Genomic DNA, 24,897 nt, shown 5'->3' with positions numbered 1-24,897 from the left:
CTTACCTTACTTCTTCTTAGCTTCTTTACGACGCACATGCTCATCAGCGTAACGTACACCTTTACCTTTATAAGGTTCTGGCTCACGGTATGCACGGATGTTAGCAGCAGTTTGACCAACTAGTTGTTTGTCAGCGCCTTTAACTACAAGTTCAGTTTGGCTTGGAGCTTCGATAGTAACCCCTTCAGGGATATCGAAGTTCACTGGGTGAGAGAAGCCAAGAGTTAAGTCTAAAACTTTACCCTTAACAGCCGCACGGTAACCAACACCAACTAGCTGAAGTTTTTTCTCATAACCTTCATGCGTACCAACAATCATGTTGTTGATAAGTGCACGAGCAGTACCTGCTTGTGCCCACGCGTTCGCAACGTCACGAGGTGTCGTTGTGATCACGCTGTCAGTAAGAGTTACTTCAACTGCGTCGTTGATAGTACGAGACAACTCACCATTTTTGCCTTTAACTGTGATGTCCTGGCCTTTAATTGTAACTTCTACACCGGCAGGAACTGTAATTGGAGCCTTCGCTATACGAGACATAGTTCCTCCGATTAAGCTACAAAGCCAATGATTTCACCACCAACGCCTGCACTACGTGCTGCGCGGTCTGTCATCAAGCCTTGAGAAGTTGATACGATAGCGATACCTAGACCACCCATTACCTTAGGTAATGCATCACGTTTCTTATAGATACGTAGACCAGGGCGGCTAACACGCTGGATGTTTTCAATAACAGCTTTGCCTTCGAAGTACTTTAATTCGATAGTCAATTCTGGTTTTACGTCGCCAGATACTGCGAAGTCAGTGATATAACCTTCGTCTTTAAGTACCTTAGCTACAGCTACTTTCAGCTTTGAAGTTGGCATTGCTACAGCAACCTTCTTCGCAGTCTGACCGTTACGGATACGTGTGAACAAATCCGCAATAGGATCTTGCAAGCTCATGTCTTACTCCCGTGATTCTATTACCAAGAAGCCTTTTTAAGGCCAGGAATTTCACCGCGCATAGCTGCTTCGCGAACTTTAATACGGCTCATGCCGAATTTACGAAGGAAACCATGTGGGCGGCCCGTGATGTTACAACGATTACGTTGACGTGCAGGGCTTGAATCACGCGGTAAGCTTTGAAGCTTTAATACCGCATCCCAACGATCATCTTCAGATGTATTAACATCGCTGATGATAGCTTTTAGTGCTGCGCGCTTTTCAGCGTACTGAGCAACAAGTTTAGTGCGCTTTGCTTCGCGCGCTTTCATAGAATTCTTTGCCATAACCCTACCCTTATTTCTTAAATGGGAAGTTAAACGCTTCTAACAACGCACGGCCTTCCTCATCAGTTTTCGCAGAAGTTGTGATTGTGATGTCCATACCGCGAACGCGGTCAACTTTATCATAATCGATTTCTGGGAAGATGATTTGCTCACGTACGCCCATAGAGTAGTTACCGCGACCGTCAAAAGACTTTGCGCTAACACCGCGGAAATCACGAATACGTGGCATTGCAATTGAGACTAAACGCTCAAGGAAATCCCACATACGCTCACCGCGTAGGGTTACTTTACAACCAATTGGGTAGCCTTCACGAATTTTGAAGCCAGCAACTGATTTGCGTGCTTTCGTGATAAGTGCTTTCTGACCAGAGATTGCTTCTAGATCGTTAACTGCGTTCTCTAGAATTTTCTTGTCAGCTAGGGCTTCGCCCACGCCCATGTTTAATGTGATCTTTTCGATCTGAGGGACTTGCATGACAGAGCTGAAACCAAACTTCTCTTGAAGTTCAGAAACTACTTTGTCTTTATATACTTCATGCAGTTTCGCCATCGTCTACTCCAACTATTAGATAGTTTTACCAGTAGATTTGAAGATACGTAATTTCTTACCGTCTTCAATCTTGAAACCTACACGATCTGCTTTACCAGTTTCCTGGTTGAAGATCGCAACGTTTGATACGTCGATTGACGCTTCTTTCTCAACAATACCGCCAGCTTGCTGTAACTGAGGTACAGGCTTTTGGTGCTTCTTGATTAAGTTAATGCCTTCGACAAATACTCGACCAGCTTCTGTTACAACTGAAAGCACTTTTCCGCGCTTACCTTTGTCTTTACCGGCTAGTACGATTACTTCGTCATCACGACGGATTTTTGCTGCCATGATAGACTCCTTATAGTACTTCTGGGGCTAGTGAAACGATTTTCATGAACTTTTCAGTACGAAGTTCACGCGTCACAGGGCCGAAAATACGAGTACCAATAGGCTGTAAGTTATCATTTAAGATAACAGCCGCATTGCTATCGAAACGGATCAAAGAACCGTCCGGACGACGAACGCCTTTTCTAGTACGCACAACTACCGCGTTTTTAACATCACCTTTCTTCACTTTACCGCGAGGAATAGCTTCTTTAACAGAAACTTTAATGATGTCACCAACAGCCGCGTAGCGACGGTGCGAACCACCAAGGACTTTAATACACTGCACTTTGCGAGCGCCGCTGTTATCAGCAACGTCCAGCTGAGTTTGCATTTGGATCATATTAATGAGCTCCGGTGTAGTAATAACTCGCTTGAATTTTGTTTAAAATCAAAGCATTTAGATTATATTCCACTCAAAAAACGTGTTCTTTGTCTTTCAAGGGCGGGCAATTGTACCAGCAAAGATTGGTTATGGATAGTTCAATTTTTAATTAATTTAGTAAACACGATCGTTACAGCAGGTACAGTTTTACTATGTGTGGGCCTAAGTTAGTTAATTCAAGACAAAAGTCTCTTTTAACGTCAATTGTTTAAAAAGCATCCAACTTATTTTACTCTGCTCTTTGCTTATCAATAAAGTTTGCTACATTATCTACCGTATCTAACCAGTAACCATTGCTTGGGTCTTTTAAATACACAATTAAAGCGTCTAGTGCATCACGGTCGATTGTGTACATGCCTTTTGGCCCCACTTCATGTCCGGCTAAAATAATCCAGCTTTGGCTGAAGCGCATTGCCTCTAGCGTGGCTTTTATTTGCTCAAACGTCATACCATCAATGCGAATACCTGTAAGTTGGGCAAAATCGGCGTAGTTTGCATCATTTGCCGTTTCATCAAGCCAAGTACGACCCGTTATAAATAGCTCAGCAATCAGTGGTACGTAACTTTGCACCTCGCTCCCTCGACCAACAAAGGTATTACCACAAGGGTAGGCGAATGAGCGTGGGGTCACGCCTAAATTACTTTCAATAAACTGATTGGTCTTTTCAATATCATCACGCATCCACGTTAAATCAACTTGCTCTAAGCCTTTACCTATAGCTCTTAACCATTGGAAGTTACCCGTGCATAAATGGCTTTGTGTATGATTGCCAATTTCATGACCATTGCTAGCAACCCCTTGCCAATCGGCCAGCCTCGCCCGCACAGGTTCGGGCATTACATAAAAGGTCGCTTTAACATTATGTTTGTCTAAAATTGGCATGCCTACATCGAGTTGACTCGCTCTAGCGTCGTCAAAGGTAATACTAATGGCATTGCGCGCTTGGTTAGGATATTGCCATGCTTGGTCATTGTTCTTGGAGAATTGTTGCTTTGCTTTTGCTTGTGATTCAGCTTCTACGCTATTGCAGCCAACCAAACCCAGTGTAAGCGTCAGTAGCAAAGCTTTTTTTAACCGGCTCTTCATTTGTTCCTCCTTGATAAGCAAATTTACTCGAAAATTAGTAAACCATGACTTAAATACTGCCGCAATTGAATAAAATTAATCACACTTTTTGTGTAATTAGAGGTTCTCAACCTGCGTACATCTCTATAAACTGAAAAGTAAGAATAAAGTTGGAATTTGAGTTTGCAGTGATCGACCTAAGCACCCATTATCAAAACGTTTTACCTATTGGCCAAGGTGGGATGAGTTCTGTCTTTTTGGCGACAGATATAACGTTAGGTCGTAAGGTCGCGCTTAAAGTCCTAAATGGCACCAACCTGCATAGTCAAAGTTTACTTGACGAAGCTCGCTTGCTTGCCAAACTCAACCATCCAAATATTGTACAAGTTTATAATGTACGTGAAATTAGCGATAGCCTTGTGCTAGAAATGGAATATGTGCAAGGAACTACCTTGTGCAACTTCTCAAAAGAGTGCCACCTCGATTTAGAACAAAAGTTATCTATCTTAATTGATATTGCACAAGGGCTAGAAGCTGCACATAAACAACAAATTTTGCACTTAGACTTAAAGCCTGCCAATGTATTAATAGATGAACAAGACCGAGCTAAAATTGCTGACTTTGGTATTTCTCAGTTAAAAGGTGAGCGAGAACTTGCCAACATGTCGAGTTTTGGTAGCTTAACGACAATGTCACCTGAGCAACTACGTGAAGAGCCACTCGACCAACGTAGCGATTTATTCTCATTCGGTATACTCGCTTACCAGTTACTCTCTGGCACGCACCCATATCGTGCTCAAACTAAAGAAGACAGTGATATTGCCATTGCTGAACAAATTAAATTTACCCCACTTGAAAATAGTGCTCGCGCTATTATTGAACTACCTAGTCCGTTAATCACCCTTATAGATAGACTGCTGCAATTTAATAAAGACTTACGCCCCAATAGCGCTGATGAAGTTGCCATGCAGCTTAAACAAATTATTATGGCGGTGAGCTACGACAATAGCGATCCGACCGTTGAAATAAGTAGCATCAATATCGTTAATCCAAAAAAAGCGAAAGGTAAATTGCTGGCTTTCTTTTCATTTATCCTTTTTGTGGTCGGTTTAATTGGCAGCGGTATTTGGTATTGGCAAGCCAATAAACCCAAAACCTATATTGCGGCTTTGCCTATGGAATTTATAGGCACAGATAAGGTTATGAGTTCTCAGAAGCAGCTATTAACAGTAGCCATAAACGAAGCCATCAGAAATTATTTTTTACAGAATCCAAACTACATTCTTATTTCTAATACTGAAGTCAGGCGTACCACTAAGCTGTTAACACAAGATGCAACAACATCTAAACTTGGTCAAGCGTTGTTAGCTGATGTATTATTGAGCACATCTTTAAATTGCGGCGCTTTAACTTGCGATATAACACTCTCTATTCTAGATGGAAGTAAAGCCACTGTTTTAGCTAGCGCACGAACAGCAGGGAGTACTGAAAATTATTCAAACTCATACTTAGCAACAAAAGCAGCATTAATGAAGCTTGTTGAAAGCGACAATAATGCAAATAAAAAACCTACGATATCTGAAGATTTATATATATTCGATAAATATACTAATGTACTTAATCAAACATATGAGCACACAAGCACAATAGATTCACTAATTGAAAGCACCAAAGCTATGTTACTTGACCATAAGGAATGGCTAGCTCTTTACCCATTATATAGGAAACTTGCTATTAGAAAGTACAAAGAAACCAATAATATTAATGTCTTGCTAGACTTTAAAAAAGTTATAGAAAATGCTCCACATTCGTATAAAAATAGTGCTGACTCTTTAGCAAGTTTACTTCAAATCGCCGTGTTGTCCGAATCAATTTATGATGTCGATAGAGTTTTGAAAAAAATAGAGTCATCAAATAATATTGATGAATATCAAAAGTTTAGCATGCTTGCACTCCATTATCGAAGTGTAAGTAATTATCACAAAGCTAACTTATACGCAGAAAAAGCATTCAAGAGCCGAGGGACACTATTGGCTCTAAAAAACCTCGCTTTATCCTATGTTATGCTTGAAGATTACAAAAAAGCAATGCCCTATTTAGAACTCGTTACTAAATTCGCTCCCAGAGACTTCACTTCATTACAAACATTAGCCGATATAGCACTGTTAACTGGCAAGCTTGATTTAGCAAAACAAAACTATGAAGCTCTCATAACAAATTATAAGGCGTCTGCCGATACTTATAGTAATTACTCTATTGCCCTTTCGTTAATGAATCATACTAGTTTAGCTATGACATACGCCCGCAAATCCATTGATATGATTAATCCAAAATCAACTCATTTGTTAAATTATGCTGATGCTCTATACATAAGCGGAGATAAGAAACAGGCTAAGGTGCTATATAAAAAAATCGTTGATATGACTAACTCTGACAGCAATAACATAAGGCAATCCCTTGATCTGGCTCAAGCTTTAGCACATTTAGAACAAGGCGCAGAATCGCTATATATAGTTGATAAAATTATAAGAACTAACTCATCTCTAGGAGAGCCATATTTTATTAAAGCAATGATTCAATCTATTTTGAAAGAAAAATATTCTGCACTTGCATCTGTAGAAGAAAGCATAAATAGAGGATGGAGCCCTGTATTTTATAGGCTCCCTTGGTTTAAAGAGCTTTGCACCGAAAAGAAGCTACCATTACTTTTAGGTGAAGATAACTTCGGTAGTTTATGTACACATTAAGTTGTTAGTTTTAAACCTCAATATCTTGAATGATCACTCCAGGATCTTGCGAAAAATATCGAACATCCGAATTACCATCACCTATCAGTCTAGCAATCAACCTAAAATTCACTTGATAATCAGTACATGGGACCAATGTTGTTTTCAGGGGCGCTTGTGCGTTCGCTGTATTAGCTAAAAACTCCACAGCATCTTTAGACAAGGAAAGGTTGGGTTCTATATTAGCAATCATCACAACCAAAGATTTACCACCATTGGCTACCACACTGCTCAGCTGATAACTGAAATTATCTCGTGCGTCGACAAATAACGTCCCATTTTCAGCAAACTGCCAGCCGGCATCTGCACTATCAGAGTGTATTGAGTAATATAAATTGACTGGTTGACCCGGCGCTAAATCTGCTAGGTTAACCTTTATTTGTTCCATAGGTACACCTTGATTATCTGTAATACTCCACTGTTCACCATCGGTTCTAGGCCCAACTAGATAACTAAAATCTGTACTCATTGTAATTTCCTTAACATTTGGTGTTAAAAGTAATAGAAACATAGTATGCGAAAACTCACAATTACACACGATTACAAAGCCCAACATGGGCTATAAAAACGTCTGCTTACTACGTATAAAAATAATGTCCACCTCGTTAGCTCTCTAATTCAAAACAATACTCAGCAGCATCAATAATTATTTTACAATCATAAAAGTGACTGGGTATTGCCTGATCATAGCGCCGCTCTTGAGCTGCATTTTTTACTGTATCAACTAAGGCTTGCCTTTGCTCAACCCACCCCTTTGGAAAGTTTGGATTATTGTGGATATGAGATAGGCTCCTAAACTCAAAATAAATTGTTCTGCGCTGGCTGTCGCTTTTTTGTTTATTAGAGCCATGAATGGTTCTGGCATGATGAAATACCACCTCTGCGGCTTTTACATCCACATGGTGAGCCTTAATATAACCGCCGTTTAAATCTCGCTTATAGTCACACACCGTTTTGGTATTTAAGTGAGAGCCTGCAAGTACTTTGAGTGCACCGTGTTCCGCATAGGCATCATCAAGATACACCCCCACAGTGAGTATGGTATCAGCGGTATTGGTATTAACATCTCGATGCCAATCAAAGGCATTATCCCATGGGTGCTTAACTAACAGCGACTCATAAATAGGTAGTACGGGTTCACCGATAATGTTTTCAGCAATTTGGGTGATGTTAGGCTGTGCTAGCAAACCAATAAACTGTGGCGCAAACAAAAATAAATCATTCACGCGAGACACAAAACGTGTACCTTGGTATTGCCCAACCGCAATTCGCTCTAATTGCTGTTCGTTATCAGCGAGCGCAGTTGTGCTCTCCATCACTTGCAAACTCAGTTGCTGCAATTGATTAAGTAAAGAAGGACTCAACGCTTGTTTAATGACGCCATAACCCTGATTATGGAAATCTACATACCATTGCTGTGTTTGTGTCATGTTTAACTTCCCTATCTACTAAAGGGGGAAACAAAAACTGAAGCCCCCAACACCAATCAAACAGCTAAAGCCTAACCACCAAAAAGCCCTTTGAGCTTATCTTTTAATTTATCCTTTAATTTATCTTTGGCTTTGTCTTTAGCCGCGCCACCTACATCAATGTTCACATCCACTTTATGGAATGGACCCTTGATCCGTAGCGGTACTTTAAACCCTGTGCTGTCATCGGTGCTGGCTTGGCCTTCAATGGTATCAACAATGCCTGTCACTAAACGGTAGTTCACATTAGTTTGCGGTAAGTCTACGTCCCCTTCACCCGTAATACGAATAAGCGGGCTTGCTAAATACAGGTCAGTATTAACGCCAACGCCATTGGTAAAAATCATGCTCCCCGTTAAAGATGAAAAGTCGGTTTTTTGCTCGGGGTTATAATCGGCGTTTAAGCCTTCTTTTAAGGATGAAAAGTCGCCTTTGAGCATTTCTTTGGCTTTACGGGTCATTTCAGCAATGTTAGCACCTTTAACGCCACCATCTTTTAAATTAAATGCCAGTTTTCCGCCAAGCGCTGATACAAATGCTTTTTGACTTTGCCCTGTCGTGGTTAAATCCCAATTTATACTGCCTTTGCCTAATACTTTGTCAAAACCTACCGCATCAGTTAACAGCGGTTCAGCATTGATGCTATCAAGCGCAAACTGGGTATTTATTTTATAAGGCGTGCGACTAGCATTGAGTGTAACCGTGCCCTTGCCTGTTCCCTCATAGGCACTAAACTTATCTAAGCCAATATTTGCCACACCGTTGTTCAGCTTGAATGATAACTGGTTTTCACCCAGTTTTATCTCACGGGCTTTAAGACCTGTTGAGCGAACAACTATATTTGCATCTAGCGACTTTAAAGCAGATAAATCAATGGTTGTATCATCCCATACAATAGGTTGCGCTTGTTGCGGCTCTTTTGGTGCTTTAGGTTGCTCTATAGGTTCGGGTAAGTAAGGATTTAAATCCAACATACCTAAGTCTACATTCGCTTGCACGTTTAAACGATTACCTAGCTGTAACTCACTTTGACCTGCAATCGATAATTTATCTAGTTTGGCGACTAGCTTTTTAAGTGTGAATGTTTGCCCTGAAAAACGCATACTGCCGTTCACTTCAAAACCATTAAATGCATTCTCTTTTGCTTTTAGGTCCACACCCTGCCATTGTGCTATGGCTTTTACTGAACCACCTTTGAGTGTAAGTTCACCTTGGATATCTTTGCCACCTTGTGCCACTTTTCCTGTAAAGGTCATATCAGCTAAGGCTGAGTTAAGTGTTTGTGTTACCGTAAACGGGTTGCCGCTAATGAGCTTTTCTGGTGTTGCTAACGTCGTGTTGAGTTCAAACACTTGTTTTTGATAGGTAATAGACCCCGCAATTGCCAAAGTGTCACGTAATGAAGGTAACTGCACCGTCACCTCCACATCACTCAGCTGATGCTTTACACCTGTTTGGCCATCGGCATAGGTAAATGTACCGCCATAAATAGCCACTTCCCCTAACTTTACATCAAAGTTAGTGGGTAAAGAGGTTGTCTCTTTATTTTGTTCTGTTTGCGGGTCTGTCGTTGATGGCTGTGTAGGCAGTATTTGCCAATTAGGCATGCCCTGTTGATTGGTTTCTAATAAAATATCAGGCTGGCGAATAACAAACTTCTCAAGCTTAGCTTCGCCACTAAATACGGATAACCAAGGAATGTGAACTTCAAGGGCTTGCATGCTCACCATGTCTTCTCGACTGCCTGAAGACATATTGGCAAAGTGTACATCATTGAGTTCTATTTTTAAGCTTGGCAGCACTGACAACTCGCTTTGCCCTAAGATCTGTAGTTTTCTACCGGTATTTAATTCAACTTGCTCAGAGAGCTCACTAATAATACGTTCAGTAGGAATTAAAAATGGTGCGGCAAGTACTACACCAACTAATACCAGAATTGTTCCACCCAATACCTTTATCGCGGTTTTCATAACATTCCTTAATGATTCATGGCTGAAGCGATTACTACTATAGTAGCGCTGCTAATAACTAAATTCATGCATATTCACTATGATAACAGTAAAAATAATTGCTGCAGAATGATGTTTATCTTGAAAGCGGCGTAAATATCGCTTTATTGGATTGTAAGTTCGCAATTCTTCGGTATGATCGCCCGCCCTTGTCATTTTTATCTGACATTGGCTAAACTTTAACGATGAATTTTTAAGCAAGTGTGTGGAGACTCAAACCAGCATGAAAAAGTTGCTCATTTCCCCGTCGCAAATGGCTCTAGGTGAACAAGAAAGTCAGATTTACCAGAATATCTTAAAACAAGCGACCGAGATCAGCCTAAACCTAATGGCGGTGAAGGTAGAGAACCACCCGGAAGATTTTTTACAATGGTGCTATGAACTACAAGACATTGCAAAAAACCGACTCAATTTTGATTTATTAGATGATCACCAACTTCCAACAGTTAAAAAACTACAAGACCAATTGACCTCTGCGATTAGCTTTTTGCAATTAAAAACGCTACGTATTACACCTTGGCCGGTGTTGGCTGCTTTTGTAGAGCAACATAGTGAAGTATTAGCACTTGATGAGCAGTTAAAGTTAGTGACCTATTTAGCTGACAAACGTACTGCTGCTTTAAAAGAGATGATTGTTGAAGACCGCTTAGCGTTTAGTGGCAAACATGCTGCTTCATTAGACCCAGCAGTGTACAACTTTGATGTAGAATGGTTTAGCTCAACTAAAAATGCCAAAGGTTTTCATCAGCTATTAGCTGATTTACCGGGTGCTTTTGATGAAGCGTTGGCACATATTCCAGCCCAAGGCGACGTCACAGAGCAAGATTACCAACAGTTTATGATTGCCTATTTTATGGCGTTTAATGGGAGTGACGAAAAGCCGACCCTTGCGCCTGCTACACGTTTATTAGCTATGCGCCGCCCTGATGTATTCACACCTATTAGCAACTCAAAACTCGATGCATTATGTTCAGCACTTGGGATTACAAAACTAAATAATCGCGACTTTGAGCGCTATTGGCAAGATATCGTATTAACGGTTCATGCAATGCCTTGGTTTAAAATGCCAACACCTGCAAATGAGCTTGAACAACAACTTGTCGACATTAAAGCCTTACTGCCTTGTTGGTTTTACTATGTAGACAAAAGCACTTCTGAAAACTCTAACTACTTAAAGTTATTAAATAAGCCAAAGCGCACAACCAGTAGCGGTGGTAAAAAGGCGGTCCGCCGTGGTAAAGAATCTGCCGAGATATTGGTTGATAGAGCACTCAGTGACGAGTCTATTCCTGAGCACATTCGTGCCAAACGTGATTCTATCATTGCTGAAGTTGAAAAAGGACGCAGTGTGAATGAAACTATTTCATTAATGCGCACTATTTTTGGTTAAGTAGTCTTTTGTACAGTTGATTTGCACATGTTACTTGCTAGGTACATGTGCAAAACCTTCCCTCATTATGCACCAGCAAAGTGCACTTGTAGAAATAGCACTCCTCTAATACTGTAAATTAGATGAATAAAATTCATATTTATCATCGCATTAAATAAAACACGAAGATTTTCAAAAATTTGGCGTAGCCGTTGCTAATATTAGTTATATCTCACAGCGCTTTAGGAAATATAATGAAAAAAACAGCTTCTTTATTGGCTCTTACATGCCTTTCAATCATCTCGTTTAATACAAGTGCAGAAGTTAGCGCCAACGTCGCGGCCAGTTCAAACTACTACTGGCGAGGATTAACCCAAACCGATGATGCTGCGGCCCTTTCCGGCGGTATTGATTATAACTCTGATAACGGGTTTTATGCTGGTACTTGGGTCTCGAATGTCGACTTTGACGATCAAACCAGTTACGAGATGGACTTTTACGCCGGCTTTAGTGGCGAAACCCAAGGGTTAGGGTACGACCTTGGTTACATTTATTACGCTTACCCTGATGCCCCCGGTGATAGTGATTTTGGCGAATTATATGGCTCACTCAGCTGGCAATGGTTGAGCGCAAAAGTCAGTTACCTCACGCATGCCCAAAATGACTCAAGTAACGAAGACGATATGCTTTATTTAGAACTTAATGCTAGCTTCAGCATTTTAACTGATAGCGAGCTTGCGCTGCACATTGGCCGTTCCAGTGGCGATACTATATTAGAGTGGACGGGCGAAGATGACAGTTATATGGATTATGGCATTAGCGTTAGCAAAGACGGATTTACCCTAGGGGTAGTAAAAACAGATTTAAACACCAATGATGATATTAAAGCCTACGTGAGTTATGGCGTCGACTTTTCTTTATAAAGTTAGTTTTTGATACTTGCTGCAAACTCAAGGGCCAAAAGGCCCTTGCTTACACAATCAACTAAGGTACGCTGTGCCCTGTGGATGCTTGCCAAATACGATACCATTGCTCACGCGTTAAAGTTAATTGCAAAGCTGAAATGGCCGACTCAACCCTGTTAATATTACTTGTGCCTAACACAATCGAAGGTTTACTGGGTAGTTTATTTAACCATACATAAGCCACCTGATCGATAGCGGATGCACCAATCTCTTGTGCGACTTGTTCTAATACTGTCGCTAACCGAGAGGCCTTTTCATCCTGAGTATCAAACAGACGGCCACCAGCTAGAGGAGACCAAAGCATAGGCTTTATAGATAACCTTTGGCACTGATCAAGCGTGCCATCATCTAACGCTTTCATCTGATAAACTGAGCATTCAATTTGATTTGTAAATAATGGAAAGTCCAACCGAGCTTGTAAAAGCTCTACTTGTGAGGGTGTAAAATTAGATACGCCAAAATCTAATACGTCACCTTGGCGCTTCAAAGTATAAAATGCCTCTGCAACTTCATCTGTCTCCATTAAATAATCAGGCCGGTGAATGAGTAATGCATCTAATCTATCAGTATTAAAATTTTTCAAGCTTTGCTGGGCCGATGCAATAATGTGCGCTTTACTCGAATCATAATGGTTGGCCTTACCTGCTAAGCCCTTTTTCTCTAAAGCAGGGCGAATGCCACATTTGGTAATAATTTTAATTTGCTCACGTACCTGAGGAGCCAATTTTAATGCTTTGCCAAAAGCGGCTTCACATTCATATTGACCATAAATATCCGCATGATCGGTATCTGTAATACCTAATTCAATACACTGCTGTAAATAAGTTAAGCACTGTTTATCTGTTAGCTGCCATTCTAATAAACGCCAAAAGCCTACAGCAAACGGCGCAATGATAGACTTGGCGCTATTCATCATAGTGATACCTTAATACAACTTGCTGCCGTTACTGCCTTAGTGACGGCCTTTTCAACTGTATTACTTCTTGCCAATGCCACTCCCATACGCCGCGTACCTATCACCTCAGGTTTACCAAACAAACGTACCTCGGTGTTGGGCATAGACAAAGCATCATCAAGGCCGCTATATTGCAACTGCTTTGACTCTCCGGTGACTAAAATCACGCTTGATGCCGATGGACCATGAAAATGAATGTTGGGAATAGGTAACCCTAAAATCGCTCGCACATGCAATGCAAATTCACTTAAGTCTTGTGAAATTAAAGTGACCATACCTGTGTCGTGAGGTCTTGGTGACACTTCACTAAAATACACATCATCGCCTTTAATGAATAGCTCAACGCCAAATAAACCTCGACCACCGAGCGCGTCAGTTACTTTGCTGGCAATTTCTTTACTGCGCGCCAATGCTAGGTCGCTCATATTCTGGGGCTGCCAACTTTGCTGATAATCGCCATTTTCTTGCACATGCCCAATCGGTTCACAAAAGCTTGTGCCGTTAATATGGCAAGTAGTGAGTAAGGTAATTTCATAATCAAAATCGACAAAGCCTTCAACAATAACTCGCCCTTGCCCTGCACGTCCACCTTCTTGAGCATAATGCCATGCCGCATCAATATCTTGCGCTGATTTTACAACACTTTGCCCCTTACCTGATGAACTCATGATTGGCTTCACCACACAAGGCATACCAATATCGGTAATCGCTTTTTTAAAGTCCGCTAGCGTATCTACAAAGTAATAAGGTGATGTGGCAAGACTAAGCTCCTCAGCCGCTAAACGCCGAATTCCCTCGCGATTCATGGTCAATTGGGTTGCTTTGGCACTGGGTACAACCGTAAACCCTTGATTTTCTAATTCAACAAGCCTGTCGGTCGCGATAGCTTCTATTTCCGGTACAATGTAATCAGGTTGCTCCTGCTTTATTACTTCTTCTAGACGCTCGCCATCAAGCATCGATAGCACATAGCTTCTATCAGCTACCTGCATAGCAGGTGCATGCGGATAACGGTCTAGCACCACAACCTCACAGCCCAGGCGTTTAAATTCTAGTACTACCTCTTTACCTAGCTCACCGCCGCCACATAACAACACCTTACATGCTGTTGTAGAAAAGGGTGTACCTAACGATTTTATTTTCATTTACTTTCCTATACTAGGGCTTGTTGCTATATTCTGTGTATTGTTCCAGCCGTCATTCGAGTGTTTCCCCAAGGCTGAACCTGCGCTGCATAGTTATTCGATATAAGTAAGGTGATAACGTAGAAAAAATGCCCGAATGGCACTGCCTAAAGGGTTCAATCACAGGCTTACACTGCGTTGTCATGGGCTATTAACATAGATTACTATGCAACATAGCCTATACCTAGCATTGAAAACCTTTGATTTGAATAAAACTCTACCTCAAAGATCAACACGTCCTAACATCAGCTCTAGATAAGCAAATTTGCCCACTCTTTGCGTTACGTTTATTAAAAGATTGGTCATTCTATCGAGCTAGATGACTCATAATTTAACAAAAAATCATCATTGGGTGGCAAATAATGCGAGTTATTACCTATTTACTATTTCAAAACCCTTATTCAAGCCAGAGGCTCTACTAACACTCACTAAACTACAGCCCTGCTTATTGAAAAGCGATTTGCGCGTAATGCCTAGGCCCACCGTTGAGCTGTAAGCATAACCGTGAATTATCTTCTAATTTGCCAACGCCTTCTGGGGTGCCCGTCAAAATAACATCCCCTGGTAATAATGTGCAAAATTGCGAAATATTTTTAAGTAATTGCTCAAAGGAGAAAATCATCATGTTTGAATGCCCATGCTGCATCAATTCGTCATTTTGCCAAAAGCGAAATTCAATATGATTTAACTGAGCAAGAGAATTAACTGGTACAAATGCAGTGATAGGGCAACTACCATCATATGATTTTGCTCGCTCCCAAGGGTATCCTTGCTTTTTTAGTTTTGTTTGCTCAGCACGTAACGTTAAGTCCAACGCTAATCCAATACCCAAAACAGCATTAATTACCGAAATGCTATGTTTATCAATTTTTTCGCCAATTAATAATGCGACTTCCGCTTCATAGTGATGCGCGCCAAGGGAGCTATCTAACTCAACCTCACCATCAAAGCTCTGAAAGCTGGTGTTAGGCTTCATAAATATTAGGGGTTCTAAAGGGATTGGGTTACTTAATTCTTGCGCGTGGGCAGCATAATTGCGTCCTATACAAACGACTTTACCTGCAGCCAAGTTCACTTCTTGCCCAGTCACCCAATGGTGTTTATACATAACATCTCCATAAACTTATATTATGAGGTGAACCCGATCATAAGCTACTTTATGAAAATTTAAATCATCTTTAAGTTAACTTTACACAATAGCTACTATAAAAGAGATTTATGTATAGCTACTCACCAGCCACACCTGAGCTGTTAATACGCACATCACCACAAGCCGATACTTTGTCATATATGTAATTAGAGTCTGCACAAAAAGTTAGCCACTCATCATCCCCTAAAAAGCTTAGCTTTCTCATAAAGTCGCCTAAGCTTAGTGGCCCATAGTCTGGTAAAAGGGCATATTCAACTTGTCCCCCCTTTAGATTTTCATTACCTTCAAAAAGTGGTTGAATGTAATTAAATCGAATCGTTTTCGCTCTTTTTGACAAGCGTAATTGCATTCCATCCGCAAAGAACGCTTGTGCTTGCTCATGTACTTTATATTTATAGCGATATGACACCACTCCTTGCACAACAACGGAATTTTCTGAAATTAAAATGAGTGGAAACTGTCGTGCTATGAGCTCGTCGCTTCGTTGATAAGACAGTTCTATATAGGCTGTATGAGACGCAGCATCCAAAGGGTTAGTTGTTACTAAGTATAATTCCCAATCCGTTACTTTTGAGGTAAACAACTCCGCAGTAAAATATACTTTTTGAATAAATTCTGGATATGTTTTGCGTACCGCAACAGGCTGTAACTTCCAGCCTGCGGTGCCTGCAATTAATGTTACTTCGCTCAATTTTCCTACAACACTGCAGCCATTTATTAGCAGCAGAAAAATAAGCAAAATACATGATCGCCTACACAGCACTAGTCAACTCCTTTATAAACTGTTTAGCAACATCATTGCTGCTTGTAACCGTTTGCACAATTCGTCCATTAGCTGCATTAAAAACAAACTGCTTATTACCATTTGTTTCAAACATCAAATTTAAAGAAATGCTAAATGCCTTGGGTGCAACTTGCAGATGAGCATCTTTGGAGGGTTCATAATATATCACTTCACCTCTTCGCAATGGGTGAGCCCCATTAAATGCTAAGTTAGCATCACATCCTGTCTCTAATTTATCCGCATAGTCATAATGATAAAATCGAGAGGTATAACCAGGGCCATAGTAATTCGTTGTTAAAAAGGCAAAGTTATGATCATGCAAGCATCTGTAAACATTTAACTTATCATTTTGATGTTTGTGCTCACCATCTGGGTGCCAAAAGCAAGCTCTAACTTGAAAAAATGGCGACTTATTAACATATACGACCAACGAATCATTGCCGTACATGTTGCCTGTATCTACTTGCAAAGCATCTTTTAAAACACGCTCACTCACCAGTTCTGTTAAAAAATACTTATTGTTCGCCAGAAGTTGCAGTTGCAAAGCAAAATAATGTAGCTGATGTTCATGCAAGCTCTCTAAGCCATGGTATTTTAATTTAACCCTTTCTATAAAGGTGGCTAAAGAGATGGCGTTTTTACTGCTAAAACTAAATGAGTAAGTCACGCTAAGCCTCCATTTTATCAAGTGTAGACGTCATAGCTGCTGAGCGATTGCGAATAACCTCACAACAATGTGCTGTTTTATATTCATTTACCAACTGCGCCGCTTTATAGCGATCTCTTAAATAAATCCCCTCTATCGCTCGCCAAGCCAGTTCATCAATATGGCTTGTTGAAAGCGCTAATAATGCTTGAAAGCTTTTTTCACACGTCGAACGGGCTAAGATCTCTATAAAATTAAATAATCGAGCATGATTTTGATATAACAGCGAAGTGATGATAGGTTCGAGTGTCACAGCGCAAAGTTTCACACTTTTTGTATGATTAACCTCTTTGTCGTACAAGGCCATCCAATAAGCATCGCTAGAGGCGTGATAGTCAAATGCTTCTAAGTAGGCCACTTGCAGCGCATCACCTTGAACTAAATTGGTAATCGTTACAGGTCCATTAGCAACAATTGTGCTCGATGTACCGTTATGGGTTAATCGCTCTTCTAGCGATACCTTTTTGAGCCGCAGTGACCCTTGTAATAAACAGATTGAATGCGCAGCAGAGTTACACAATGTCGCACCAAAGCAACTTGGACCTTTATAAAGCACTAATCGATGTGACGCTGTATCTTTGAGTACTAGGCGGTTTTTATCTGGTGAAAAAGTGTAATCAGTGTGCGACTTTAATATCTCGATTACATCTTGTACTGAGTGTATGTTCTCAAATTCACGCAAAACATTCATAAAGATTTCCTTATCTAATTCGTTTCCTTACTCACTTACATATTGCCCTAACCTAAGCTAGGGCAAGATACTTCCGTTGTACTACGCTGAAACCACAATAATAATCGGAATAACAAAAACTGGGTCTAATGCTTGAGGGTCAAATAACTGAACATCAAAATTACCCAAAGTGTTAACAACTTCTGTGATTATTTCCATAACTATCGTCCTTTTTAGTATGTAATAGATTGATTAAGTTAGACCTACTTGCCTTACACAATCACATAATCGACTTCTCAGCCGACAACTAAAAACTAGGTAAGCAATAACAAAATATCAACATTGAGTAATATTTTTCATGTTAGATAAACAATAAATTACGGTGTATTTAAATCATTAAAAAGCAAAAAAGCGTTGCTACTAGAAATGATAAAACCTAGCTATAAATTAACAATAAAACAACATGATATTGTCACTTTATATTCTTTAAAAAGAATTATTAAATTAAAAAACATGCAGCTTTTAACAATTATTTAGAGGTGAAAATGTAAACATTAATATTTTACAGCAGATACAACATGAAAAAAATTAATGACCATTATTGTGATGTTCTTAGTTATAACAATTAGCATGTTGACGCTCTTGTCTTCCCCCCATACTCTTGAAACCGTGATACACCAGTAAAAGTAGTGTGACTCACGATGCCAGCAAGGAACAAAAAGTTTGCTGAATATAAATAAAACAACGCTAACAAACGAAAATAATCATGGACTAACATTATGCAAAATCATAAGAATGTGCCTTTAAATGACTTCATTGAGTACCCTCAACAAGACATGCTGCTACGGGCAAACGATAATTTAAACGAATACCAACGTCGCCATACTGTACGTAGCTTTAGTGACCGAGAAGTGCCTCAAAATATCATTGAAGCATGTATAAAGGCCGCTGCCAGTGCGCCAAGTGGTGCAAACCATCAGCCATGGCATTTTGTAGCAATTCACAGTGCTGATGTGAAAAAGAAAATTCGTGAGGCGGCAGAAGACTTGGAGCACTCATTCTATCAAGGTCGAGCGGGGGATGAATGGCTTGACGCACTTAAGCCATTAGGCACTGATGCCGATAAACCTTACCTTGAGCATGCTCCTTGGTTAATTGCTATTTTTAGTCAAAAGAAGGGTGGTATTAGCAGCGAAGACAAAAATACCAACTATTATGTGCATGAATCAGTGGGCATTGCGACAGGCTTTTTAATTCAAGCACTGCATCATGCGGGGCTCGCTACATTAACACATACGCCTAAACCAATGAGCTTTTTAACCGATATTTGCGGGCGAGACAAAGACAACGAGCGCCCTTACATGCTGCTGATCGCAGGCTACCCGAGTGAGGATGCCACGGTGCCAGAACATGCACTTGTGAAAAAGCCTTTTGATGAGATAGCTTCCTTTTTATAAAAGGTAGCTTATTGGAATTGGCAGCTGGTTCGCTGCCAATTCCTCAGCAACTATCATCAATCCATTATTACGTTGATACCAATTAGGTATGGTTTAGTCTATTTATTACTGTTAACTTAATTCAGTCGGCTTTCACTAATTGGTGCCCAATGATCTCGTTACTTAAACAACCAGGTATAAAGGAGTAAGACATGCTAACCCCAGTGCAAGACCTACTGAAAATTATTAAACCAAATCAAAGGTGTATTAGCGCATTACAAGCTAAAAATGAAATAGAACAAAACCACGGTTTACTCATTGATGTACGTGAGCCATCAGAGTACAAAACCATAGCAGCAGCGATAGCTGTTAATGTTCCTAGAGGCTTACTTGAATTTAAACTTCCTGAGATTGAAAAAGATGCTAAGCGACCGATTTACGTGCATTGTGCTGCAGGTGGCCGTGCCGTATTTGCAGCAGAGCAACTCACTCGCTTGGGTTATCAAAATGTCAGTGTGATCACTTGTAAGGCAGAAGAAGTAAGCCAAACATTCTAGAATGTAACTTGCCAGTTCTGCTTGCTAGGTGTTTAAAAACAGCATAGAGTCTCTAAAAATGGGAATTACTCCTATGGCTCTAGCAACCAAACAGGTACATTGAGTGGTCGTATTTTTAGAACAAATTTTGATTTTGCTTGGCTGTGTTCACGCATTAATATTGAGTCTATTTTTATTTAAACAGCGCACTCAAAACCCGGCTAATATTTACCTAAGTTTGTTCACTGGTATTTTTTCATTCGTTCTTTTTTTTATATTTCTGGATATATCCGGTATTATTTTTGTGTATCCACACCTAATTGGTGTACAAGAATGGTTAATACCCTTGCTTGGGCCGCTGCTCTTTCTTTATGTACTCAAGTTAACTGCACAAGGGCCAAACACACCAATTTGGTACCACTTTATACCCAGTATGATTATTGCGGCTCTGAGTGTTGAGTTTTTGATGCAAGATGTGGCACTCAAAAGCCAGTTTATTAGTGCAGAGAGTCTTCTCACCCCTGCCAATGAGCGGTTCGAGCACTTAGTAGATACTATTATTCCTGCATTTTCGTTAATACAAATAACTTGCTATCTACTGCTTATCTTCAAGGTATTAAAGCACCATGCAATTAATGTTAAAAAACAATTCTCATACCTTGAAAAAGTAAATTTAGCTTGGTTGTTATGGCTGAGTAAATTCATTGCAGTACTGTTATTATTGTGGTTAATAGATGAGCTTATAGCACTACATATTAGGCTTTGTTTTGATACCAGCTTAAATATGATGTGTAACATGCTATGGGTCAATGAAGACCGTTATTTTTACCCCTCTGAAATTGGGATTATTATATGTGTTTACGCGATAACCTATTACGCACTTAAACAGCCTGCCATTTTTTATCAACAAATACAAAAGCTTGAAAAAACAATAGACGACCCGTCTCATACAGTCCAAAATACTCCTCGTTATGCTAACTCTGCATTGTCTGAATCTTTAGCCCAACAGCTGTTTAACGAACTAGACGCTCAAGTTAAAAAGCAGCAGATATATACAAACCCAATACTAACATTAGACGAACTTGCCAATATCACCGGCTGGTCTCGCCACCAATTATCTCAAGCAATAAATCAAGTCAGTGGCCGACACTTTTTCGACTATATCAATATGCTGAGAATTGAGAGCGCTAAACAGTTGTTGTTAGAGCAGCCACAAAAAACGGTACTTGAGATCGCACTTGAAACTGGGTTTAACTCACGTTCTGCGTTTTACACTGCTTTCAAAAAGTGCACCCAGCAAACCCCCACACAATACAAAAAAACGCAACCTCTGGCTGTAAAATAAAAATAAGCTTATTTTTCATGGCACTAAAATACTGTCTTAGTTTATCGATACGGACGATTCCAATCAATTTATCACTCAGAATAAAGCGTCGGTCTAAATTTAGGAGATCCCATGTCTCGACGATTATTTATAAAGTATTGCTTGCTAAGTTTAATTGCTGCCACACTCATTCTACTCGGTGCATGCAATAAAGAGTTTGAAAGTAAGGTAGAAAAAAGCACATCAAAATTGCCAGTAGCCAAACACGTTCAAACCGGTTTAACGCCTCCACAACGTCCTAGGAGATTAGTTTTTGACAATGTAAATGTTATTACAATGGATGAAAACGAGCCAGATATATTAATGGGGCAGCGCGTGGTGGTCGTTTCAAACCACATTACAATCATTGATAACGCAAAAGACGTTCCTTTTGCCGTTGATGATAAAGTGATCGATGCACAAGGCGGTTATTTACTACCTGGGCTAATCGATTCTCACGCACACCTCAGACATGAGCCCAGCGCGTCACAAAGTATTGTAGAAATTCAAACGTCACCCGCACAGATGTCTATATTCCTTCAACAAGGTATTACTACACTGAGAAATTATTCTGGCGCACCTAACGAGCTTCAATGGCGAGATAAAGTAAATACACAGCAATGGCTAGGTACTCGCATCATTAGCAGTGGGCCAATTATCTCTCTATATGAACCTGAAGACCCTTTTTTAGGTGCGCCTCATGGGCAATTCAGCGAAGAATTTTTAAATACCCTATCACTCACCTGGCCAAAAACCCCGCTTGAAGCAGAACAAGCCGTGCTCACACAAAAACAGCATGGTTACGATTTTATTAAAGTCTACTCTGGTGTGAGTGAAGAAATATATGTGCAAGTCAGCCAAACAGCGAAAGCACAAAACTTGTTCCTTGCCGGTCATATTCCTAACGTACCTATGTCATTAGCCCTTAAAAATCAAAATGAAATCGCTCACCTCTCAGAGATTATTGCCGGAAGAGAGCGTGCTCCTGAAGGCATGGATGACGAGACTTATATCGATTGGGTGATTGAGCGAATGCTCGAAAATAACATCTCTTTAGTATTTAACTGGTCTACCGATGAAGTGGTAAGTCGCTGGGCTCAAGGAGAGGATATCTATCGCTCTGACAGTTATAACGTAATTCCACAACCGATTTTAGATGCATGGCAACAAGAAGAACGAGAGCCTGATACTGACCCTGAGTTGCATGACATCGCCTTGATGCTAGTAAAAGCATTAGTCGATGAAGGCATTGCTGTACAAGTTGGATCTGATACGGGTGATGCAGGTTCAATTCCTGAATTGTTGCTCAGAGATATGGAGCTAATGGTAGAAGCAGGGCTGACACCAATGCAAGCGCTTGATGCAGCAACTAACATACCCGCACAGGTGATCTCGCGTATTACCCAACAGCCTCAAGATAGGGGTGTAATTAAACCAGACTACCTGGCTGACCTTGTACTATTCAAAAACAATCCATTAGAAGATATTAGCCACATCAGATCTCGCATAGGTGTCGTTATCAACGGACATTGGTTATCGCAACAGCAACTTGACAATATGGCGCATGAATTCGCCAGCCAAAATGTGCAATATTTGGAGCTACCATGAACACTCGTTTTCATACTCACCTTCTTGTGGCCAGTAGTCTCACATTTTTATGGCATCCTGCCTTCGCGCAGAACGAGCACACTATCGAGCATATTGAAGTTGGGGCTAGTCGCTATACCATCCTTAAAAATAATGGCTCAGCGTTACATCAATTTAGTAAAGAAGAAATAGCGCAAGCTCCTCATATTGCTGATGATGTATTTCGTTTAATGCCCTCTTTACCCGGTGTCAGCGCAGGTGACTATTCTGCTCACTTTCATGTACGTGGTGGCCAAAAAAATGAAGTGCTGGTTCTACTGGATGGTCAGCAGCTATATAGACCCTTTCATATGAAAAGTTTTAACAGCGCATTTAGCATTATTGATACTGAAAATGCTGAGCAGGTCAACTTATATACCGGAGGTTTTTCTGCTCGCTATGGCAATAAGCTCAGCGGAGTGCTTGATATTCAATCATTACAGCCATCACAAAAAAATATATACAGTTTAGGCGCCAGCTTTATCAACGCCCGAGCGGCAGGCCAAGGTAGTTTTGACTCGCAAAAAGGCCATTGGCTCATATCTGCACGACGTGGCTATTTAGATATGGTCCTCAAAGCTATGGACGATGAAACCAGTAAGTTTGAACCTGTATATGCAGATCTTTACTCGAAATTCAGCTATGAACTTACCGATATACACACGGTATCAATGAATCTACTGTATGCCTATGACGATGAAATTTTGGATGACAATTTTGATGAGTGGAATGGGTTTGAAAAATATTATGTAAAAGAAAAAATCACGGGTTCCTATGCCAGTCAGTACTTATGGTCACGATTAAGCTCACAATGGAATGACACTTTATCATCACAGACTATATTGTCTGTTGGTAAAGTTGATGAACAAAGACGTGGCGGTCAAAGTGATCCCTATGAGATTGAGTTGACGGTCAATGACGATAGATCTTTTTCATTTTATGGGTTAAAACATCACTGGCAATGGCTTGCAAGCGATGTTTTTATGTTGGAGTTTGGTTTGCATAGCAAACAAGTTGATACTCATTATGATTACAAAATGGATGTGTATCGCTATCGCGTATTTGCAGATACGCCACAAAGTCAGCGTAATAGTGCCAAAGTCACGGCTAAAGGATCTGAGTCAGGTATATTTATTAGTAACAAATACAAGCTATCGTCAGATTGGGTCTCGCAGCTGGGTATTCGCTATGACAAACAAAACTATCAAGGTTTTAACGATAGTCAAATAAGTCCTCGTGCTGCCTTAACTTATAATATTTCAACAACTGACAGCCTAAACTTTAGTTGGGGTCACTTCTATCAAGCACAAGATGTACTCGATTTACAAATTAGTGATGGCGTTACACATTATGCATCAGCCCAGAAGTCAACGCATTATATTGTAGGTTACTCTGGGGCCTATCAATCACTATCCTATCGTATCGAAAGCTACTATAAACACTTATCAAACATACCAAAACGCTTTGAAAATGTGCTTGACCCTCTAAACTTCTTTCCAGAAGCACAAGCTGATAGATACCTAATAAAAGCGACAGAGGGAGACATTTCAGGGCTTGAACTGTCATTTGAACAGCGTATCAACAAAAAATTTCGTTGGCACCTGAACTATACGTGGTCAAAGGCTTTGGAAACAATTAATGGGGAGAAAGTTAAACGTAGTTGGGATCAAACCCATACCCTCAATGGTGGGGTAAACTATGCGTTTGATAACGGCTGGAACCTTAATGTCACTGGCCACTACCACAGCGGTTGGCCCACAACGGGTGAGTATGGCACGCTGCAAACCAATAATAATGCGCAGCAGCAAATTGTCAGGCACCTTAAGCGACGTAACCAACAAAGTTTAGATAGCTACTTACGCTTTGACTTGCGTATATCTAAACAATACCCACTACATAAAAGTCAACTGCAAGTGTTTTTTGAGGTTTCAAACCTCCTAAATCGAAAAAACCAATGCTGTGTAGAGTCATCTAACTACACACTCACTAATGACAACAATGTTACTGTAAAACAAGAGCATGGACATTGGCTGCCAATGATACCCAGTTTTGGCGTTAAGTGGGATTTTTAACATACATCTTTACCCGACTTCCCCTGAGGGTAATCGTCTGTTTGAGCAGTCGATGCCCTTTTCATTGCTGTATTATTAACAATATAAATTCATACACAAACCCAAAACTTTATTACATTTTCTGTGTACTTTTATACAGTAACTCACTACTGCCCCGCTTAGACTCCCTTTAATTAATACTAC

24 protein-coding genes and 1 pseudogene are annotated in these 24,897 nt (G+C 40.4%); 9 read left to right on the top strand and 16 right to left on the bottom strand.

Annotated elements, in window-relative coordinates:
* Positions 1-6 precede the first annotated feature (6 nt).
* From rplF to SANK73390_RS10455, 7 genes are all read right to left on the bottom strand, one after another.
* On the bottom strand, positions 7-537 hold the full coding sequence (gene rplF / locus SANK73390_RS10485; RefSeq protein WP_261594617.1) for a 50S ribosomal protein L6: 531 nt from the start codon (positions 535-537) through the stop codon (positions 7-9).
* A gap of 11 nt (positions 538-548) precedes the next feature.
* Positions 549-941 (bottom strand): 30S ribosomal protein S8, encoded by a 393-nt coding sequence (gene rpsH, locus SANK73390_RS10480; protein WP_261594618.1) that lies wholly within the window; start codon positions 939-941, stop codon positions 549-551.
* 20 nt (positions 942-961) lie between these two features.
* Positions 962-1,267, bottom strand: a complete 306-nt coding sequence (rpsN, locus tag SANK73390_RS10475; RefSeq protein ID WP_261594619.1) for a 30S ribosomal protein S14 — start codon at positions 1,265-1,267, stop codon at positions 962-964.
* Positions 1,268-1,277: 10 nt separating this feature from the next.
* A complete protein-coding gene (gene rplE / locus SANK73390_RS10470; RefSeq protein ID WP_261594620.1) occupies positions 1,278-1,817 on the bottom strand; it encodes a 50S ribosomal protein L5 in 540 nt (179 codons plus the stop codon).
* Between the two features lie 15 nt (positions 1,818-1,832).
* Positions 1,833-2,147: a 50S ribosomal protein L24 gene (rplX, locus tag SANK73390_RS10465; RefSeq protein WP_261594621.1), complete on the bottom strand. Its 315-nt coding sequence runs from the start codon at positions 2,145-2,147 to the stop codon at positions 1,833-1,835.
* Between the two features lie 10 nt (positions 2,148-2,157).
* A complete protein-coding gene (gene rplN, locus SANK73390_RS10460; protein WP_261594622.1) occupies positions 2,158-2,526 on the bottom strand; it encodes a 50S ribosomal protein L14 in 369 nt (122 codons plus the stop codon).
* A gap of 271 nt (positions 2,527-2,797) precedes the next feature.
* The gene (locus tag SANK73390_RS10455; RefSeq protein ID WP_462765993.1) at positions 2,798-3,655 is read right to left on the bottom strand and encodes a polysaccharide deacetylase family protein; all 858 of its coding nucleotides are present in this window, start codon (positions 3,653-3,655) and stop codon (positions 2,798-2,800) included.
* A gap of 149 nt (positions 3,656-3,804) precedes the next feature.
* On the opposite strand from SANK73390_RS10455, the gene SANK73390_RS10450 reads away from it, so the two are divergent.
* Entirely contained in the window at positions 3,805-6,381 is a 2,577-nt protein-coding gene (locus SANK73390_RS10450; protein ID WP_462765992.1) for a protein kinase domain-containing protein, read from the top strand.
* A 10-nt stretch (positions 6,382-6,391) separates the two neighbouring features.
* On the opposite strand, the gene SANK73390_RS10445 is transcribed toward SANK73390_RS10450, so the two are convergent.
* The 3 genes from SANK73390_RS10445 to SANK73390_RS10435 form a co-directional block, all read right to left on the bottom strand.
* A complete protein-coding gene (locus SANK73390_RS10445; protein ID WP_462765991.1) occupies positions 6,392-6,889 on the bottom strand; it encodes a hypothetical protein in 498 nt (165 codons plus the stop codon).
* A gap of 136 nt (positions 6,890-7,025) precedes the next feature.
* Positions 7,026-7,850, bottom strand: a complete 825-nt coding sequence (locus SANK73390_RS10440; RefSeq protein WP_462765990.1) for a phytanoyl-CoA dioxygenase family protein — start codon at positions 7,848-7,850, stop codon at positions 7,026-7,028.
* A gap of 71 nt (positions 7,851-7,921) precedes the next feature.
* Positions 7,922-9,859 (bottom strand): AsmA family protein, encoded by a 1,938-nt coding sequence (locus tag SANK73390_RS10435; RefSeq protein ID WP_462765989.1) that lies wholly within the window; start codon positions 9,857-9,859, stop codon positions 7,922-7,924.
* 262 nt (positions 9,860-10,121) lie between these two features.
* On the opposite strand from SANK73390_RS10435, the gene SANK73390_RS10430 reads away from it, so the two are divergent.
* Positions 10,122-11,288 (top strand): hypothetical protein, encoded by a 1,167-nt coding sequence (locus SANK73390_RS10430; protein ID WP_462765988.1) that lies wholly within the window; start codon positions 10,122-10,124, stop codon positions 11,286-11,288.
* A gap of 233 nt (positions 11,289-11,521) precedes the next feature.
* A complete protein-coding gene (locus tag SANK73390_RS10425; protein ID WP_261594629.1) occupies positions 11,522-12,190 on the top strand; it encodes a TorF family putative porin in 669 nt (222 codons plus the stop codon).
* A gap of 61 nt (positions 12,191-12,251) precedes the next feature.
* Here the strand turns inward: SANK73390_RS10425 and SANK73390_RS10420 are convergent, their stop codons facing one another.
* From SANK73390_RS10420 to SANK73390_RS10395, 6 genes are all read right to left on the bottom strand, one after another.
* Positions 12,252-13,145: an aldo/keto reductase gene (locus SANK73390_RS10420; RefSeq protein ID WP_462765995.1), complete on the bottom strand. Its 894-nt coding sequence runs from the start codon at positions 13,143-13,145 to the stop codon at positions 12,252-12,254.
* Positions 13,145-14,332: a formate-dependent phosphoribosylglycinamide formyltransferase gene (gene purT / locus SANK73390_RS10415; protein WP_261626898.1), complete on the bottom strand. Its 1,188-nt coding sequence runs from the start codon at positions 14,330-14,332 to the stop codon at positions 13,145-13,147. The genes SANK73390_RS10420 and purT overlap by 1 nt, the downstream gene beginning before the upstream one ends.
* A 484-nt stretch (positions 14,333-14,816) precedes the next feature.
* Positions 14,817-15,479, bottom strand: a complete 663-nt coding sequence (locus SANK73390_RS10410; RefSeq protein ID WP_462765987.1) for a fumarylacetoacetate hydrolase family protein — start codon at positions 15,477-15,479, stop codon at positions 14,817-14,819.
* 118 nt (positions 15,480-15,597) lie between these two features.
* Positions 15,598-16,212 (bottom strand): hypothetical protein, encoded by a 615-nt coding sequence (locus SANK73390_RS10405; RefSeq protein WP_462765986.1) that lies wholly within the window; start codon positions 16,210-16,212, stop codon positions 15,598-15,600.
* Between the two features lie 61 nt (positions 16,213-16,273).
* Positions 16,274-16,972, bottom strand: a complete 699-nt coding sequence (locus SANK73390_RS10400; RefSeq protein ID WP_462765985.1) for a hypothetical protein — start codon at positions 16,970-16,972, stop codon at positions 16,274-16,276.
* Between the two features lies 1 nt (position 16,973).
* Positions 16,974-17,702 (bottom strand): hypothetical protein, encoded by a 729-nt coding sequence (locus tag SANK73390_RS10395; RefSeq protein ID WP_462765984.1) that lies wholly within the window; start codon positions 17,700-17,702, stop codon positions 16,974-16,976.
* Between the two features lie 758 nt (positions 17,703-18,460).
* On the opposite strand from SANK73390_RS10395, the gene SANK73390_RS10390 reads away from it, so the two are divergent.
* The 6 genes and pseudogenes from SANK73390_RS10390 (at position 18,461) to SANK73390_RS10365 (ending at position 24,714) form a co-directional block, all read left to right on the top strand.
* A complete protein-coding gene (locus SANK73390_RS10390) occupies positions 18,461-19,138 on the top strand; it encodes a nitroreductase family protein (protein ID WP_462765983.1) in 678 nt (225 codons plus the stop codon).
* A 101-nt stretch (positions 19,139-19,239) separates the two neighbouring features.
* Positions 19,240-19,326, top strand: a pseudogene (locus tag SANK73390_RS10385) (YgaP family membrane protein); the annotation flags it as partial.
* 3 nt (positions 19,327-19,329) lie between these two features.
* Positions 19,330-19,674, top strand: coding sequence for a rhodanese-like domain-containing protein (locus SANK73390_RS10380; RefSeq protein ID WP_462765982.1), 345 nt, complete (start codon positions 19,330-19,332; stop codon positions 19,672-19,674).
* Positions 19,675-19,957: 283 nt separating this feature from the next.
* Positions 19,958-20,998 (top strand): helix-turn-helix domain-containing protein, encoded by a 1,041-nt coding sequence (locus tag SANK73390_RS10375; protein ID WP_462765981.1) that lies wholly within the window; start codon positions 19,958-19,960, stop codon positions 20,996-20,998.
* 111 nt (positions 20,999-21,109) lie between these two features.
* Complete coding sequence (locus tag SANK73390_RS10370) at positions 21,110-22,624, top strand: amidohydrolase family protein (RefSeq protein ID WP_462765980.1); 1,515 nt, start codon at positions 21,110-21,112, stop codon at positions 22,622-22,624.
* Positions 22,621-24,714 (top strand): TonB-dependent receptor plug domain-containing protein, encoded by a 2,094-nt coding sequence (locus SANK73390_RS10365; RefSeq protein ID WP_462765979.1) that lies wholly within the window; start codon positions 22,621-22,623, stop codon positions 24,712-24,714. The genes SANK73390_RS10370 and SANK73390_RS10365 overlap by 4 nt, the downstream gene beginning before the upstream one ends.
* The last annotated feature ends 183 nt before the right edge of the window (positions 24,715-24,897 follow it).

This window comes from Pseudoalteromonas sp. SANK 73390 (assembly GCF_054966645.1).
Note: the sequence above shows the minus strand (reverse complement) of the source record. Positions and strands in the feature narration are given on the sequence as shown.

Bases quoted from the DNA above. Each gene is read 5' to 3' on its own strand.
- rpsH (WP_261594618.1), bottom strand. From the start codon at position 941: ATGAGCTTGCAAGATCCTATTGCGGATTTGTTCACACGTATCCGTAAC.
- SANK73390_RS10410 (WP_462765987.1), bottom strand. From the start codon at position 15,479: ATGTATAAACACCATTGGGTGACTGGGCAAGAAGTGAACTTGGCTGCA.
- SANK73390_RS10370 (WP_462765980.1), top strand. From the start codon at position 21,110: ATGTCTCGACGATTATTTATAAAGTATTGCTTGCTAAGTTTAATTGCT.
- rplF (WP_261594617.1), bottom strand. From the start codon at position 537: ATGTCTCGTATAGCGAAGGCTCCAATTACAGTTCCTGCCGGTGTAGAA.
- SANK73390_RS10420 (WP_462765995.1), bottom strand. From the start codon at position 13,145: ATGAATAGCGCCAAGTCTATCATTGCGCCGTTTGCTGTAGGCTTTTGG.
- SANK73390_RS10440 (WP_462765990.1), bottom strand. From the start codon at position 7,850: ATGACACAAACACAGCAATGGTATGTAGATTTCCATAATCAGGGTTAT.
- rplN (WP_261594622.1), bottom strand. From the start codon at position 2,526: ATGATCCAAATGCAAACTCAGCTGGACGTTGCTGATAACAGCGGCGCT.
- SANK73390_RS10430 (WP_462765988.1), top strand. From the start codon at position 10,122: ATGAAAAAGTTGCTCATTTCCCCGTCGCAAATGGCTCTAGGTGAACAA.
- SANK73390_RS10390 (WP_462765983.1), top strand. From the start codon at position 18,461: ATGCAAAATCATAAGAATGTGCCTTTAAATGACTTCATTGAGTACCCT.
- purT (WP_261626898.1), bottom strand. From the start codon at position 14,332: ATGAAAATAAAATCGTTAGGTACACCCTTTTCTACAACAGCATGTAAG.
- SANK73390_RS10380 (WP_462765982.1), top strand. From the start codon at position 19,330: ATGCTAACCCCAGTGCAAGACCTACTGAAAATTATTAAACCAAATCAA.
- rplE (WP_261594620.1), bottom strand. From the start codon at position 1,817: ATGGCGAAACTGCATGAAGTATATAAAGACAAAGTAGTTTCTGAACTT.
- SANK73390_RS10455 (WP_462765993.1), bottom strand. From the start codon at position 3,655: ATGAAGAGCCGGTTAAAAAAAGCTTTGCTACTGACGCTTACACTGGGT.
- SANK73390_RS10435 (WP_462765989.1), bottom strand. From the start codon at position 9,859: ATGAAAACCGCGATAAAGGTATTGGGTGGAACAATTCTGGTATTAGTT.
- rpsN (WP_261594619.1), bottom strand. From the start codon at position 1,267: ATGGCAAAGAATTCTATGAAAGCGCGCGAAGCAAAGCGCACTAAACTT.
- rplX (WP_261594621.1), bottom strand. From the start codon at position 2,147: ATGGCAGCAAAAATCCGTCGTGATGACGAAGTAATCGTACTAGCCGGT.
- SANK73390_RS10365 (WP_462765979.1), top strand. From the start codon at position 22,621: ATGAACACTCGTTTTCATACTCACCTTCTTGTGGCCAGTAGTCTCACA.
- SANK73390_RS10395 (WP_462765984.1), bottom strand. From the start codon at position 17,702: ATGAATGTTTTGCGTGAATTTGAGAACATACACTCAGTACAAGATGTA.
- SANK73390_RS10425 (WP_261594629.1), top strand. From the start codon at position 11,522: ATGAAAAAAACAGCTTCTTTATTGGCTCTTACATGCCTTTCAATCATC.
- SANK73390_RS10445 (WP_462765991.1), bottom strand. From the start codon at position 6,889: ATGAGTACAGATTTTAGTTATCTAGTTGGGCCTAGAACCGATGGTGAA.